Origin of the sequence: Clostridium hydrogeniformans DSM 21757, from assembly GCF_000686705.1 — a bacterium.
Classification (GTDB): domain Bacteria; phylum Bacillota; class Clostridia; order Clostridiales; family Clostridiaceae; genus Clostridium_Z; species Clostridium_Z hydrogeniformans.
On sequence record NZ_JMLJ01000007.1, the window covers coordinates 14,851 to 29,820 of the forward strand.

The 14,970-nt window shown below is 30.5% G+C and carries 15 protein-coding genes and 1 pseudogene; 14 read left to right on the forward strand and 2 right to left on the reverse strand.

Annotation, left to right across the window (positions count from 1 at the left end):
- Positions 1 to 64: 64 nt before the first annotated feature.
- From BR69_RS19855 to BR69_RS0104110, 3 genes are all read left to right on the forward strand, one after another.
- Positions 65 to 445 (forward strand): hypothetical protein, encoded by a 381-nt coding sequence (locus tag BR69_RS19855; protein WP_160169934.1) that lies wholly within the window; start codon positions 65 to 67, stop codon positions 443 to 445.
- Between the two features lie 431 nt (positions 446 to 876).
- Positions 877 to 1,389 carry an adenylate kinase gene (locus BR69_RS0104105; RefSeq protein ID WP_027632057.1) on the forward strand — a complete coding sequence of 171 codons (513 nt, stop codon included), beginning with the start codon at positions 877 to 879 and terminating at the stop codon, positions 1,387 to 1,389.
- 48 nt (positions 1,390 to 1,437) lie between these two features.
- Positions 1,438 to 2,118, forward strand: a complete 681-nt coding sequence (locus BR69_RS0104110; RefSeq protein ID WP_341349673.1) for a nitroreductase family protein — start codon at positions 1,438 to 1,440, stop codon at positions 2,116 to 2,118.
- A 401-nt stretch (positions 2,119 to 2,519) separates the two neighbouring features.
- On the opposite strand, the gene BR69_RS0104115 is transcribed toward BR69_RS0104110, so the two are convergent.
- Positions 2,520 to 3,488 (reverse strand): AraC family transcriptional regulator, encoded by a 969-nt coding sequence (locus BR69_RS0104115; RefSeq protein ID WP_027632059.1) that lies wholly within the window; start codon positions 3,486 to 3,488, stop codon positions 2,520 to 2,522.
- Positions 3,489 to 3,811: 323 nt separating this feature from the next.
- Here BR69_RS0104115 and BR69_RS0104120 point away from each other — a divergent pair, with 323 nt between their 5' ends.
- From BR69_RS0104120 to BR69_RS0104140, 5 genes are read left to right on the forward strand one after another with little or no spacing between them, the layout of a single operon-like run.
- Positions 3,812 to 4,744, forward strand: coding sequence for an ABC transporter substrate-binding protein (locus tag BR69_RS0104120; protein ID WP_027632060.1), 933 nt, complete (start codon positions 3,812 to 3,814; stop codon positions 4,742 to 4,744).
- Between the two features lie 25 nt (positions 4,745 to 4,769).
- On the forward strand, positions 4,770 to 5,798 hold the full coding sequence (locus tag BR69_RS0104125; protein WP_027632061.1) for a FecCD family ABC transporter permease: 1,029 nt from the start codon (positions 4,770 to 4,772) through the stop codon (positions 5,796 to 5,798).
- Positions 5,795 to 6,808: a FecCD family ABC transporter permease gene (locus BR69_RS0104130; RefSeq protein WP_027632062.1), complete on the forward strand. Its 1,014-nt coding sequence runs from the start codon at positions 5,795 to 5,797 to the stop codon at positions 6,806 to 6,808. The genes BR69_RS0104125 and BR69_RS0104130 overlap by 4 nt, the downstream gene beginning before the upstream one ends.
- Before the next feature lie 10 nt (positions 6,809 to 6,818).
- On the forward strand, positions 6,819 to 7,649 hold the full coding sequence (locus BR69_RS0104135; protein ID WP_027632063.1) for an ABC transporter ATP-binding protein: 831 nt from the start codon (positions 6,819 to 6,821) through the stop codon (positions 7,647 to 7,649).
- A complete protein-coding gene (locus BR69_RS0104140; protein ID WP_027632064.1) occupies positions 7,646 to 9,370 on the forward strand; it encodes an ABC transporter ATP-binding protein in 1,725 nt (574 codons plus the stop codon). The genes BR69_RS0104135 and BR69_RS0104140 overlap by 4 nt, the downstream gene beginning before the upstream one ends.
- Before the next feature lie 55 nt (positions 9,371 to 9,425).
- Here the strand turns inward: BR69_RS0104140 and BR69_RS0104145 are convergent, their stop codons facing one another.
- A complete protein-coding gene (locus BR69_RS0104145; protein ID WP_027632065.1) occupies positions 9,426 to 9,806 on the reverse strand; it encodes a metal-dependent transcriptional regulator in 381 nt (126 codons plus the stop codon).
- A 309-nt stretch (positions 9,807 to 10,115) separates the two neighbouring features.
- Between BR69_RS0104145 and BR69_RS0104150 the strand changes: the two genes are divergently transcribed.
- From BR69_RS0104150 to BR69_RS0104170, 6 genes and pseudogenes are all read left to right on the forward strand, one after another.
- Positions 10,116 to 10,547 (forward strand): SRPBCC family protein, encoded by a 432-nt coding sequence (locus BR69_RS0104150; RefSeq protein WP_027632066.1) that lies wholly within the window; start codon positions 10,116 to 10,118, stop codon positions 10,545 to 10,547.
- Between the two features lie 1,492 nt (positions 10,548 to 12,039).
- Positions 12,040 to 12,552 (forward strand): annotated as a pseudogene (locus tag BR69_RS22365) (SPRY domain-containing protein); the annotation flags it as partial.
- A gap of 96 nt (positions 12,553 to 12,648) precedes the next feature.
- On the forward strand, positions 12,649 to 13,173 hold the full coding sequence (locus BR69_RS22370) for an Ig-like domain-containing protein (protein ID WP_423219669.1): 525 nt from the start codon (positions 12,649 to 12,651) through the stop codon (positions 13,171 to 13,173).
- 395 nt (positions 13,174 to 13,568) lie between these two features.
- The gene (locus tag BR69_RS22435) at positions 13,569 to 13,697 is read left to right on the forward strand and encodes a metallophosphoesterase (protein ID WP_084315274.1); all 129 of its coding nucleotides are present in this window, start codon (positions 13,569 to 13,571) and stop codon (positions 13,695 to 13,697) included.
- Positions 13,698 to 13,820: 123 nt separating this feature from the next.
- Positions 13,821 to 14,141, forward strand: coding sequence for a metallophosphoesterase family protein (locus tag BR69_RS21060; protein WP_051623482.1), 321 nt, complete (start codon positions 13,821 to 13,823; stop codon positions 14,139 to 14,141).
- Positions 14,142 to 14,373: 232 nt separating this feature from the next.
- Entirely contained in the window at positions 14,374 to 14,934 is a 561-nt protein-coding gene (locus BR69_RS0104170; RefSeq protein ID WP_034849344.1) for a GNAT family N-acetyltransferase, read from the forward strand.
- Positions 14,935 to 14,970 lie beyond the last annotated feature (36 nt).

Genomic DNA, 14,970 nt, shown 5'->3' on the forward strand with positions numbered 1-14,970 from the left:
ATTAATTTTTGGAAAATGTAGATAGATAAATAGGAATTTGTAGAGGAGAATGAAAGGGGAAAAAATGATAAATAAAAATAAAAGTTTAGCATGGTTAGATAAACAGAAAAAAATTATTCTTGCTGAAGAAATTAAAGATGTTAATAATCCGATTAGAGGTATTTACGGCATTTTTGTGAAAGATAAAGAAATGAGATGTGTGTATGTAGGACGCACAGCCAGTATATACCAGAGAATGTTTAGCGCTAGGGGACATATAACTAAGTTGATGAATGAAAATCATACAAATTTACAGCTAATGGCTGCGGTGCAAAGTGGAAAAGAAATAGTTATAAAAATATTAGAAAAGGTCCCCTTTAAGTTTGATAATTACTATAAAGATATGCAACGCTTAGCATCAGCAGAAAATAAATATATTGATATTTATCAAGAGCAAAATCAGTGATTAGAACAAGTTCCTGAGGGAACAAGGATAAGTGAAAAGGAATGGGAAGATATGAAACTCCAAAATTCCAATTTTTGTAGGTGAATATATTGAAAGCAGTAGGATAAAAATGATGATGATATAGAAGCTCTTATATGTATAGGGAATTAAGAAATGCAAACAACAGGATAGGTTTAAAAGCCTATCTTATTTTTTGAGAAAAATATAATCAAAATTTGAAATGGAAATTAAAATGGTTATATTGTAAAAGGAGAAGTGTTTGCCTTACGGTGCGGTGAACATATGTGTGGAGAAACAAAATAATTAGAAAAAATTAATCTGTAACATAAAGAAATGATATAAAAGTATTCTTAGCTTATGTTATAATTTTTAGTAAAGCATAGTAAAAAATCTATTTGACTAATAGACAAATATGACTTTATGGAGGAAATATGATTATTTTAATTACGGGTTGTTCGCATTCAGGAAAAACATTACTGGCACAAAAATTACTTGAAAAATACAAGTTTCCGTATATGTGTATTGATCATTTGAAAATGGGACTTATCCGAAGTGGAAATACAGCGTTGACACCAGAAGATGATGCAGATTTAACAGATTATCTTTGGCCTATTATTAGGGAGATTATCAAAACAAATATTGAAAATAATCAAAATATTATCATTGAAGGCTGCTATATTCCCTTTGACTGGAAAAACAGTTTTGAGAAAGAATACCTGAAAAAAATTCAATATTACTGCCTTGTTATGACTGAAAAATATATCAATGAGCATTTTGATAACATCAAAGATTGTGCTAATGTAATAGAACAACGTATAGATGATTCATTTTGCACGAAAGAAATGTTAATTGAGGAAAACGCCCTAAATTTTGATATGTGTCAAAAGAATGACTGTAATTATATTTTAATAGATGATGATTACAATGTAGACATTAAATTGTAAATTCAACTACAGTTTATAAAATAGACAAAGTGTAAATAGGAGGTGTTTATGATGGAAATGGATATATTAGAAGCAATGAAAGCACGTCATTCTGTACGCACATACACTGATCGTAAAATTGAGGAAGATGTAGAAAAAGAATTAATAAAAATAATTGAAGAATGTAATAATAAAGTTGGTATGAATATTCAGCTATGCCTTGATGAACCACAGGCATTTGATAGTTTTATGGCACATTACGGAAAGTTTAAAAATGTAAATAACTATATTGCTATAGTAACTAAAAAAGGAAAAGATTTTGAAGAAAAGGCTGGCTATTATGGGGAAAAGATTGTATTAAAGGCATCTCAGCTAGGACTTAATACATGTTGGGTAGCACTTACCTTTAGTAAATCAAAAACTAACTGTAAAATAGAAAAAGGTGAGAAACTGCATTGTGTAATTGCACTAGGATATGGGGAGACACCTGGAATTACTCGTAAGACAAAATCAATAGAAGAACTTTGTAATGTAGATGGGGAAATACCTGATTGGTTTAAAAGAGGGATGGGAGCTACACAACTTGCACCGACTGCTACAAATCAACAGAAATTTTTAATTACACTAGATGGAAATGTAGTAAGGGCAAAAGCTTTAAGAGGGTTTTATACAAAATTGGATATTGGAATTGTTAAATATCATTTTGAAGTAGGTGCTGGGATCAATGGCTGGAAATGGGATAAAGTGTAGGATCATTGTATTTTTATATAAACTGAATTAAAAGTTGAATTTAATTAATATACGAAATAGTCCAATGATATTAAAAGTATCCTTGGCTTATGTTATAATAAACATTTCATCCAAGAAGAGAAAATAAGGATAAAAAATACTTGCAGTAGCAATCTGCTATAATTCAAAAACTAAAGATTATAAATGCAAAATTGAAGAGGTTTAGACTATAGTAGATAGGCTTTAAAGTAAGTCTATCTTATTTTTTATAAAAGATATAATCAAAACTTGAAAGTGAAATAATCTTAATTATATTGTATATGGGAAAATCTAGACTTTTTTACTTACGATAAGGTGAAGCATACAATAAATAAGTAAGGAAAGTAGCCTTAACCTAGCAATATAAAGGGTTAAGGCGTTTTTTATAAGTTAAAAGATTTTCTAAAATCACTAGGAGTAATTCCATGGACATCTTTAAAGGCAGCAGCAAATTTGGCTGGGTTTTTATAGCCACATAGTTCAGATATTCCACGAATACTTAGATGGTCAGCAGATAAGAGTTGCATGGCTCTTTTCATAGTTTCTATTCGAATATATTTATAAAGAGGAAGTCCATAATGATTTTTAAAAGATTCGCGAAGTTTACTTTCGCTCATTCCAGCTATTCTACATAGTTCAATTGTATCTGGAAGATTTAAAATATCTTCATCAATCTTATTCTTCACTTGATAAATCTTTTGCTCATTTTCCCAAGTAACATAGTGACGGCGACTACTTCTCCTTTTAGGAATATCAGGAAAATTTCTAGCTATTGAAGATAAAAGATGCAAAGTCATACCTTCAAAAGCAAGTAAAGGCATGTCTGTATTTCTTACAGCCCATCTAATTTGTTCTAAAATAAGCATTATATCAGGGGTATTGTAGTGTTGAGTTTTCCAAAGCTTTGCATCCTGAACACTGATTTTAGGTGCATGGGTGCGATCTTTGAGAAAAGGTTTTATAAAGTCATCAAAAATCAAAACACTAGTAAAACAATAATGTACGTCTTTAGAGAAAGTAAAAGTAAATTGTTTTTTAGGGTTAATAATTAAATTAGTGATTGGAGAAAGAACTTGTCTCTTTTTTCCCTGATGAGAGTAGACTATTTCTCCACAGTCAATACAAAAGATAATCATAAAAGGTTTACTTGAATTAATTGTATGTACTATCTGTTCACTTGGGGTAAGCCAAGCACTTGAAACAAATAATCCTTTAGCAGGATTTGCTTCCGCAATCCATCCATTTGACCAATGAGGAGGGAAATCATAAATCTTTCCATTACCATAAGGTCTTTTAACAAGATTATATCTCTCTGCTAAAGCGCTCCAAGAAGGATCATTATATCCATCCATAAAACCTTTACACCTCTCTTTTATTTAATTTAAGGTAAGAACATTATATCATCATTTGAGAAAGATTTTCAATAAAAACATAATCCATTTTATTTAACTTATAATCCATAACTATGAGAAGCATTTTCATTTAACTCTTATAAAGCAATAAGTTACTCTTATTTTAATAGAAAACGACTTCTTAAGAGGGGTTTGTTAAGAGATTGACAGGACAATCTATAAATGCTACGCTTTTAAAAGTTAGACTAGTCTTACATTTGTATATAACACAGGCGCTAGTGTTATTAAATTAATATAAGATATTTATAAGGGAGAGGTATAGAATGAAAAAATTATTGTCATTGTTTTGTGCAATATTTATTACTACTTCAATTTTTGCTGGTTGCTCTTCATCTAAAAGTGCAGAGAAAGAAGAATCAACTGTTCGTACTATAAGTACTGTAAAAGGGGATATTGAAGTTCCTGCCAAACCTAAGCGTGTCATTGCTAATTGGTATGTTGGAGAGGTTATTACTTTAGGATTAAATTTAGCTGGATATAATGCTTGGGCTCAAGAAAGTATGCCTTTTTATAATGAGCTTAAAGCGTCTACAAAAATTGAAAAGTGGGAGCCAGAAGAAGTAATGAATTTAGAACCAGATCTTATCATTACATATGATGAGGAAGACTTTGATAAATTCAGTAAAATAGCTCCAGTCCTTGTTATTCCAGAAGGAGATATGGATTCTCTTCAGCGTATAAAAACCATAGGGGAAGCTACAGGACGCACTAGTGAAGCAGAGAAAGCAGTTTCTAAATTTGAAGAAAAACTTGCTGATGCGAAGAAAACTCTTAAAGGTGATAGATTTACAGGTAAGACTTTCAGCATCTTGGAAGACTGGGGAGCTACTGGGGAGTGGAGTGGTCTATATTATGAGACAGGCTCTAGAGGTGGTACTTTAGTATATGAATACCTTAAACTTAAATATCCAGACAAGCTTAAAGCTCTTATAGAGAAATCAGGAGAAGGACGAGGATCTATAAGTTATGAAGTAGCTCATGAGTATTTTGGTGACTATATATTATGGTTTAAGAAGGAAGGTAAAGAGTCTGATTATGCAAAGACAGATATTTGGAAAAGCATTCCTGCTGTTGCAGAAGGCAGAGTTGTAGAAATTCCAGGAAACTATGCAGGACTTTTCTTTTATTCTGATGTTACAAGTCTTACTGAACAACTTGACTATATGGTTAATGCAATAAATTCATTAGCTAAATAATTCTAATTAAGAAAGGAAAATAGATATGCAAAATGCCTATAATAAAAAGCGACAATTAGGAGCTTTAAATTTTACAATCTATATGATTGCAGGGGTAGTTTTGCTGGTGATTATGTCAGCAGCATCAATTTCTTTTGGAGCTGCTGATATGAATTTGTCTACGGCTTGGGGAGCCATTTTTAATTTTGACTCTTCTTTAACTGAACACCAGATTATTCAAACTCTCCGACTTCCTCGTATAGCAGCTAATATAATTGTTGGGTCAAGCCTTGCCATATGTGGGGCTATAATGCAGGGAACTACAAGAAATCCTCTTGCTGATTCTGGACTTATGGGTATAAGTAGCGGTGCTACTTTTGCTATAGCTCTTTGTATGGCATTTTTGCCTGGTGGAAGTTACGGACAGATGATGCTTTTTGCCTGCATTGGTGCAGCTATTACTACAAGTATGACTTATTTCATTGCATCTATTGGCAAAGGAGGCATGAAACCACAGAGGCTTGTTTTAGCAGGGATTTCTATATCAATGTTATTTGGTGCTTTTAGCCAATATATTTCTATTAAATATAGGCTAGGACATGCTTTAGCTTACTGGACTGCTGGAGGAACAGCAGGTGCTAAATGGAGTGAACTTGCTATAGTTTTCCCATTCTTTATTGTAGGTATTATTGTAGCTCTTGTTATATCACCTTCAATTACGGTTTTAAATCTTGGAGATGATGCAGCTATAGGTCTTGGACTTAATACTAAGAAAGTTAAATTGGTTTCTACTGTAGTTGTTTTAATACTTACAGGGCTTTCTGTAATCGTTGTTGGACCTGTTGGCTTTGTAGGATTAATAGTACCTCATATTGTTCGCTACCTTATAGGAGTAGATTATAGATACATTATCCCAGCTTCAGGACTATATGGAGCTTTAATTACTGTAGTAGCAGATTTAATTGGAAGGCTTATTAATAAGCCTTATGAAACTCCAATTGGAATTATTTTTGCTATAATAGGAGTTCCATATTTTCTTTATCTTACAAGAACACAAAGGAGGGAATTTGAATGAAGAAAAAGAGTTATTCAGTTTCACGTGGGCTAACTATTATTTTGGTACTTACCATTATTTTGTTAGTTGTGGCAGTAATAAGCGTAAATTCAGGTAAAATGAGTCTCTCTCCTTCAGAAGTTTTTAATGTTCTTCTTGGAAAAGGTACAGCTAAGCAAAATCTTATAGTATATGATTTTCGTCTTCCTCGTATTGTATTAACTATTCTTGTAGGTATTGGTATGGGAACAGCTGGATGTGTAATGCAGAGTTTACTTCGCAATGATATGGCTAGTCCTGGAACTTTGGGAATAAGTTCTGGTTCAGGATTATTTGTATTATTGTTTATAGTGATTTTTAAGGTAGATAGTGTATCTTCAGCTATTGCTCTTCCCCTTCTAGCTTTTGTAGGTGGAATGACAGCAGCAGTACTTATATTTTTCCTTTCCTATAGAAAAGGAAAAAATATATCACCTACAGGATTAATTTTGACAGGGGTAGCTGTTGGAAGTGGATATAGTGCTCTTACTATGATGCTTACTTTAAAGCTGGATGAAAAACAGATGGATTTTATTCAAAGATGGAGTGCAGGAAGTCTTTGGGGAGACAATTGGACATATATTTCTATTCTTGCACCTTGGGTATTGATTCTGTTTTTATATGTATTTTATAAATCTCGTATTTTGAACACTTTAAATCTTGGGAATCAAACTGCAACAGGCTTAGGAGTAGCAGTAAAGAGGGAATTTATAGGTCTAGCTGTAGCAGCTGTTGCTCTATCATCAGGTAGTGTAGCCTTAGGTGGAAACTTCTTTTTTGTTGGAATGATTTCTCCACATATGGCAAGAAAGTTTGTAGGCTCAAATCATAAACTATTGATTCCTACAGCATCTTTAGTAGGCTCAATAATTATTCTATTATCAGACACTATTACTAGGACTATAAGTTTTGGAACTGATGTTCCTACAGGAATTATTATTACTGTATTAAGTACACCTTACTTCTTATACCTATTAGTAAAGTCACATTAAGGAGGTTTGTATGAAAAGTATTGAAACTAAAAATTTAGATATAGCTTATGAAGATACTCTCATTGTAAAGGAATTAAATATGCAGATACCAAAGGGAAAGATAACTTCTATTATAGGAGCAAATGGCTGTGGTAAATCAACTATCTTGAAAGCAGTTGGACGTATATTAAAACCTAAGAAGGGTATAGTACATCTAAGTGGACAGGATATAAGTAAATTACCTACAAAAGAAATAGCTAAAAAGATGGCAATACTTCCTCAAACTCCTACTGCACCAAGTGGACTTACTGTAAGTGAGTTAGTTGCATATGGACGTTTTCCTCATCAAAAAGGTTTTGGAAATCTCACTGAGGAAGATAAAGAAATTGTTAAATGGGCTTTATCTGTAACTAAGTTAAGTGAATTTGAGAGAAGAGAAGTTGATACTTTATCAGGAGGGCAAAGACAGAGAGTTTGGATTGCTATGGCTCTAGCACAGCAAACTGATTTAATCTTATTAGATGAACCTACTACTTATCTTGACCTTGCTCACCAATTAGAGGTTTTAAAGCTTTTATATGAGCTTAACCGTAAGCAAACGTGTACTATTGTTATGGTACTACATGATTTAAATCTTGCTGCAAGATTTTCTGACTATATTATTGCTATTCAAAAAGGATCTATAATAAAACATGGAACTCCTGAGCTAGTTATGACTCCAGAGGTTCTTAAAAAAACCTTCAATATCAATGCTGATGTTGTTATTGAGCCTAAGAGCAATCGTCCAGTGTGCCTTACCTATGATATTATAGATGAAAATGATGATGTGCAATTGAAGGAAAAGGAGGCGGTAGGTATATGAGAACCACTTTACGTATTTTTATGGGAGCAAGAAGATATTGGATTCATTTAATATTAGCACTAATATCTATTATTATTTCTACTATAGCAGGATTTTATAATCCCTGGGCCTTAAGAGAGCTTACAAGTATAGCAACAGAAGGAAGCCTTGATTTTGGAGCTCAATCTTTACAAATAGGATTGATGCTTTTAGTTGCAACTATACTTCAATCAGCTGGAAGCTCTATTTCAGGATATTTAAACCATCATGCAGCTTTGCATTATGTTGCAGATATGAGAACAGAACTTTACTCTAAACTTCAACATATGGGACTTAAGTATTTTAATAAAAGCCGTACAGGAGATTTAACTAGTAGAGTTATTAATGATGTTATGGAGGTAGAGATTCTTTTAGCACACGTAATCCCTGATTTTATTGTTAATATATTGACTTTCATAGGTGTGGGGATACTACTATTTTCTATTAACGTAAAGCTAGCTTTTCTAAGTCTTGTTACTATTCCTTTTCTTATTATGATTACTCTTTGGCAAAGTAAGCATCTTTCTCCTATATGGAAGCAAAATTCTATGGTTAGAGGAGAACTCTCTGGTACTGTTCAAGATAATTTTTCTGGAATTAAAGAAATACAGATATTCAATCAACAGGAAAGAGAAGAAAAAAGGATTAAGAATCTTTCTATGAAACATAGTAAAGCATACTTAAGAGCAAGCTTCTTTTTTGAAACCACTTTTCCACTTCTTGCATTTTTCACAACTCTAGGTTCTGTTATAGTTATAATATTTGGAGGATTTATGGTTTCAAGAGGAGAAATTAATATTGGAGATATTGTAGGATTTTCTATGTACCTTGGTATGTTTTATGGACCTATAAAGAGTTTTTCAAGGCTTATGGAAATGTCAGGTACCGCAGTTGCAGGGTGCAAGCGTGTCTTTGAGGTTATGGATGAAGTTCCAGATGTTAAGGAGAAGGTTAATGCAAAGAAATTACCTAGGGTTAAAGGAAAAGTTGAGTTTAAGGAACTTTCTTTCTCTTACAATGATGAGATAAATGTTTTGAAAAATATCAATTTAAAAATAAATCCGGGGGAAACTGTAGCTTTTGTTGGGTCAACTGGGGTTGGTAAAACCACAATAGCTAGTCTTTTAAATCGATTTTATGATCCTCAGAATGGAAACATTTTAATCGATGGAATAGATATTAAAGATGTAACTTTAAAAAGTCTTAGGGATAATATAAGCATGGTTTTACAGGATACCTTTTTATTTAATGGAACAATTTATGAAAATATTGTTTATGGTTGGAAAGAAGCTACTAGGGACCAGGTTCTTGAGGCCTCAAAAGCAGCTAATGCTCATGATTTTATTGAGAGTTTAGAAAATGGTTATGATACCATAATAGGTGAGCGTGGAGTACGTCTTTCTGGAGGGCAGAAACAGAGAATTTCCATAGCTAGAGCAATTCTTAGAAATTCACCTATTCTTATTTTAGATGAAGCTACGTCAGCTCTTGATACAAAAACAGAGAAAGAAATCCAATCTGCATTAGATGAAATTTCAAAAGATCGAACAACTATAGTAATTGCCCATAGATTATCAACTATCCGTAATGCAGATAAAATTGTAGTTTTAGAAGGAACAGGCATTAGAGAAATGGGAACCCATGATGAGCTTATTCGTTCTGGAGAAACTTACTCTATGCTCTATAGAAGTCAGGTATCTTAAAGGGAAAAAAATTAACGACTTAAAATCGCCAAAGCAATTTTGAGTCGTTGATTTTTTATTTATTCTCATGTTCTGAAAGAAATTTTTGCATAGCATAAACAGAATCTGAACTAATAACGTGTTCTATAGCACAAGCGTCTTCATCTGCAATAGAACTATCGATATTTAGAATTTTTATAAAGAAATCTTTAATAATGTGATGCTTTTTATATGTAAATTTAGCTATTTCTAAGCCTAAAGGAGTTAAAAAAATTTCCTTATATTTTTCATTAGTTACAAGTCCCTTTTCAGCTAAAGTTACCATAGCACTATTAGTGCTAGCTTTAGTTACTCCAAGCTTCTCTGCTATACGAGTCATTTTGACTCCTTTGCCTTCTTCTGATAACTCATAAATAGCTTCTAAATAATTTTCCATTACAAAAGTAAGTTTTTCCATACAGATCTCCCGTGATTTTTAAAATTAATTTTATTTAATCTATATTAATAGAAAGTCTTTTAATAATAATAACATACTTTAAATTGAGTTCCAAGAATAGAGAGATTCGTATATTGATATAAAACTACATTAAATATAATATATTTCTGTATAGATATATTTGTAGGAAATCAAGAATTTGTATTATAATAATTCCTATATAAAGTATTGAGAAATATATAGTTTAGTGATTTATCAGTGTATAATCATATTATATTGTAGCATTATAAGAATTACATAGATATAAAATTTAAAAGAGGTGAAAATAGTATGAAACAAAATACTAATTCAAAGATAAAGGTAGAAACAACAGTTGATGAACATATAGAAAAAGTGTGGAGATATTGGACAGAGCCACAACATATAATTAAGTGGAATAATGCTTCTGATGATTGGCACACTCCATTTTCTGAAAATGATTTAAGAGTAGGCGGAAAATTTATTTCAAGGATAGAAGCTAAAGATGGTAGTTTTGGATTTGAGTTTGGTGGTACTTATACTGAAGTAAAATTATATGAGATTATTGAATATATTATGGATGACGGTAGAAAGGTTGAAATAAGCTTTATAGATAAGCAAGATAAAACTAAGATAGTAGAAGTTTTTGAAGCTGAAAAAAGCAATCCAATTGAGCTTCAACAAAATGGATGGCAGGCAATTTTAAATAATTTTAAAAAATATGCTGAGCAAACAGAAGTTTAAGAATATAGTAGGATGATTATTAGATCTATAAAATCAACATAGATATCAACTATAGCTATATGATAATATTCTTACATTAGGAAAATGAAACTAAAAATTATATTTATAAAAATACCGTATTATTCAGAAATGGATATGCGGTATTTTTATATGTAAGGAGGTAATTATGGATAGAAACTTATTTATAACTACTGATAAGAAACTATATAATTATTTCAGTAAAGATAAGAGGATAGATATCCTTAGAATTATTAGAAAATCAAAGATATATTATAGAACATAAGATAAACAAATATAAATATACCAATAGAAAGTAGTGGCATAGAGTTTAGTGAAAGAGTTACTTGGAGCTCAGGTGAGTAACCTACGTGAAGAGAACTATGATTAAAATAATAGATGATTTATTAATATAGAAGGTTAGAAGAGAATAAGAGATTACAATAATTAGAAGAATTAATAAGGAGTATAGAGCCTGATAAGAATATAATTGATTATAATATAAAGTTTTAAATGATGAATCTAGAAAGTCATTAAGTCTAAAATATAAAAATAAGAAAAAGAAATAGAGGATAGGTCATGAACTTACTTCTTCACAATCAAGGATAAATAAACTAAAAAATGGTTTAATAAAAGGTATATCTAATTGGTAAAGTTGATTTATAGGCTAAAATGAGAGATAATTCTGGAATAAAATCCAGATAATTTTATGATTTTATTTGATATATAACGATAGTATAGAAAAGAATACAAGTAACCACAGCAGACATTATACAACTTATGTGTTTACAGTATAAAATATGATCAAGTAGATACTAGGAGGTGAAAGTCTCCCTCATTATACCTGGAGTAGTGAATAAGTGATTTTTCTAATTAATATATGTTTAATGATTTAAAATATAAAATTAACAATATATACAATTAATTAAGAAATATATAGAAATATGTTGTAAAAATGTATTTGAATTGAAATAAAGGATATTTTATAATAGACAAGAGCTTAAAATAAGGGGGAGACATAATGAAAAAGAAAATAAGTTTAGCTTTAGCATTTATAGTAATATTCTTTGCTATATCTTTTGATTTAGGAAAAAACTATATTGTTAAAGCAGAAGAAAAAACTGACTTTGTTGTAGGTACTCAAAATCTAAATAATACACCAGATAATAGTGCAAAAGTTGGGGATCAGCTTACATATCCTGAAAAAGGATGGAAGCGATATGATGATACATATAAAGGATTTAATTACTCGAATTTTTCACAATTTTCAAATGGAATATTTTATAAAGGACAGACAAAACTTCTTTCAAAAGATGAAAGTGTATCATTTAGATTTTATGGTAGTAAATTTAGAATTTTTAGTGCAATTTTGGGGAATAGAAGTTCAAAATGTGAAGTTGAGATAGATGGGAAATCTGTAGAAACATTTTCACAGAGTATAGAGAATTTAAATCATCCCACTATTGGTCAAAGACTATCTTATGAGAAACTAAACATGGAACTTACTACACATAATGTGAAAATTACAAATAAAGATGAAGGATCTTTTGAGATTGATGCAATAGAAATAGATGATGTAGGAGAAATAAAAGAAGCATTAGGAAAGGGGACTACATGGAATCCTAATGAAAATTCGCAATATTGTACTTTAACTAATAATCGACTTACTGCAAGTATAGGGAATAATATATCAGGAGTTAGAGCTACTAATTATAAGACATCAGGTAAATGGTATTGGGAAGTATCGATAAATGAGGAATCAGTAGCAGCTTTGGGGGTAGCTAATGACAATCCTATTAACATTACAGGAAATCCATTACGTTATGATAATGCGATTGTATACTATGGAGAAAATGGAAATATATATAAAGGTAATGAGCAATATGGGGAACGTTTTGGCGCTGGTGATGTTATTGGTATAGCATTAGATATTGAATCACAAAAAATAACTTTTTATAAAAATAATAAATCCCAAGGTGAAAAAAATATACCTAATATAGAAAAGTACTATCCATTTTATGAGAATGGAGGTAGCTGGAGAACAAGTAAGGTAACTGCTAATTTTGGGTCTCAACAATTTAAATATACCCCACCAACTGGATTTATGCCATTTGATAACGAGAATATCAACAATAATTTATTCATCAAATTAAATACTGATAATTTGAATTTATTAGAAGGTGATTCTGATAAAATAATAGCGACAGTGTTACCAAAAGATGCTACAAATAAAAAAGTAACATGGTCATCAAGTGATGAAAGCATAGCTACAGTTGATCAAGAAGGAAATGTAAAGGCTCTAAAAGTAGGACAAGCAACAATAACAGCTAAGCTAGATGGAACTGAACTAACTGCTACTTGTAAGGTTAATGTTACTAAACCAGTAATAGAAAATAAGAATAATGCAATACTTAGTATCTCTTTAGTAAATGGAGCTACTAAAGAGTATGATGTATCCATGGAAGAAGTAGATAAATTTATAAACTGGTTTGAGGAAAGAGCTAATGGGAAAGGACCAGCAACATATGCATTTAATAAAAAAATTAGTCCTTATAAAACAGTTAAGGAATATATAGTACATGATAAGATAGTATCTTTTGAAGTTAGAGAGTATGAAGGAACAAAATAGTTAATTAATAAATACATCTAGGAAACTAGGTGTCTTTTTATATAATTTACTAAGAAAATTTAAAGATATTTCTAGGTTTATTCAAATACCTTACAAAAATAGAATATATATCAGTATCATGAAGTTTTAAAATACACCTAATATTGAAAATACTAAGAAGAGAAAACTCTTTATCATACTTTTAGTATTATATAGAAGTTTTTAATAATAGGAGAAAATGGTATAATTTATATATCAGTTGATTCTTAATCGTAAAATATTGCTTATCAAAACTATTAAATAGTTATTATAAAAAGGAGACTTAATTCATGAATCTTTTAATTGTTGGTGATATACATGGATGCTATTATACCTTTCGAGAATTATTAGAGAAATACTAGAATGAGAAAAATGATATTCTGATTCAAGTTGGAGACATAATAGATAGAGGAAAAAATACCTCTGAAACAGTAAGATATTGCAGGAAACTATCATTAAAGTTTCCCAATAATGTTGTATTTCTCAAAGGCAATCATGAGTGTTAAATAATCGAGCATTACTATAGTTGATCAAATGGTAATTGGTTGAGGCAATGTTGAAAAGAAACTTTAAGACAATATGAAGATGGCAAGTTTAATATAGAAGAAGATATAAGTTGGTTTTATAAAATGCCTTTATATTGGAGCAATGAAAAAGTTTTTGTAAGTCATGCTGGTATTGCAGAGGACTGCGTAGATCCATTTGATGAAAGCGATGAGAGAAGCGTAATTTGGAATATAAGTAATCTAAAAAATATAGGAAAACTTCAAGTAATAGGCTATACTCCTTGTAAAGATAATGAACCTATTTACAATGAAAAAAGTAATAGTTGGAATATTGATACTGGGTCAGGGTATGAAGGGAATTTGACGGCAATACGATTAAGTATGGAAGGAAACTTATTAGAAGTTATAAAAATAAAAGCACTAAAAATGGATGTACATATATAGATAAGTTGATAATTATAATAAAAAAGTCAAGTAATACGAGGGGTTAAGACTGTATTCTTATATGGTAATCAATTTTGTTATGTAGTTTTTTAAAACTCTATAGTATGGTATTAAAATATTTATAAAATATATTCATCTATATTTTGTATTAAATGTTATAATTTTATATAAATAAATTTTCATTCTGGAGAACAGTGACTAAAGATTATTTAATTAAATTGTGGAGGTATAGATGATTAAATATTTAGATATTTGCAAAGAGACTAGTCGTTTACAAATACGACCATTAAATATGTATGATTACAAAAACTGGCTTGAAGGTTTTAATGGACAAGCACCATCTAAAACAAAGTTTGATGAGGGGTGGTTTGATACATCCTTTTTAACAGAAGAATGGTTTAAAAACAAACTTAAAGAGCGTGAAGAACTCGGTAAAAAAGATTATAGCTACATGTTAAATATTTTTTTGAAAACTAATGGTGCATCAATTGGATATTGTGATATAACTACTCATATGAGAGAAGATTTTCAATATGCACGAATTGGATATACTATTTTCAATCAGTTTTGGAAACTAGGATATGCAAAAGAAGCTATACGTGCTATTATCCAAATTGGATTTGAAGATCTAAATTTTCACCGTCTGGAAGCACATATTAATATAGATAATGAGATATCAAAAAGGATTGTTCTCTCTGCAGGATTTAAGTTTGAATGTGTAAGAGAAAAATTTATTAAGGAAGATGGTATTTGGATAGACAATGAAGTTTATTATATACTCAATAACAAATGAAAGTAAACTGTACCTATAACTATTTAACATAAAAAG

Coding starts and splice junctions, on each gene's coding strand:
- BR69_RS19855 (WP_160169934.1), top strand. CDS start 65: ATGATAAATAAAAATAAAAGTTTAGCATGGTTAGATAAACAGAAAAAA.
- BR69_RS0104105 (WP_027632057.1), top strand. CDS start 877: ATGATTATTTTAATTACGGGTTGTTCGCATTCAGGAAAAACATTACTG.
- BR69_RS0104110 (WP_341349673.1), top strand. CDS start 1,438: ATGATGGAAATGGATATATTAGAAGCAATGAAAGCACGTCATTCTGTA.
- BR69_RS0104115 (WP_027632059.1), bottom strand. CDS start 3,488: ATGGATGGATATAATGATCCTTCTTGGAGCGCTTTAGCAGAGAGATAT.
- BR69_RS0104120 (WP_027632060.1), top strand. CDS start 3,812: ATGAAAAAATTATTGTCATTGTTTTGTGCAATATTTATTACTACTTCA.
- BR69_RS0104125 (WP_027632061.1), top strand. CDS start 4,770: ATGCAAAATGCCTATAATAAAAAGCGACAATTAGGAGCTTTAAATTTT.
- BR69_RS0104130 (WP_027632062.1), top strand. CDS start 5,795: ATGAAGAAAAAGAGTTATTCAGTTTCACGTGGGCTAACTATTATTTTG.
- BR69_RS0104135 (WP_027632063.1), top strand. CDS start 6,819: ATGAAAAGTATTGAAACTAAAAATTTAGATATAGCTTATGAAGATACT.
- BR69_RS0104140 (WP_027632064.1), top strand. CDS start 7,646: ATGAGAACCACTTTACGTATTTTTATGGGAGCAAGAAGATATTGGATT.
- BR69_RS0104145 (WP_027632065.1), bottom strand. CDS start 9,806: ATGGAAAAACTTACTTTTGTAATGGAAAATTATTTAGAAGCTATTTAT.
- BR69_RS0104150 (WP_027632066.1), top strand. CDS start 10,116: ATGAAACAAAATACTAATTCAAAGATAAAGGTAGAAACAACAGTTGAT.
- BR69_RS22370 (WP_423219669.1), top strand. CDS start 12,649: ATGCCATTTGATAACGAGAATATCAACAATAATTTATTCATCAAATTA.
- BR69_RS21060 (WP_051623482.1), top strand. CDS start 13,821: ATGCCTTTATATTGGAGCAATGAAAAAGTTTTTGTAAGTCATGCTGGT.
- BR69_RS0104170 (WP_034849344.1), top strand. CDS start 14,374: ATGATTAAATATTTAGATATTTGCAAAGAGACTAGTCGTTTACAAATA.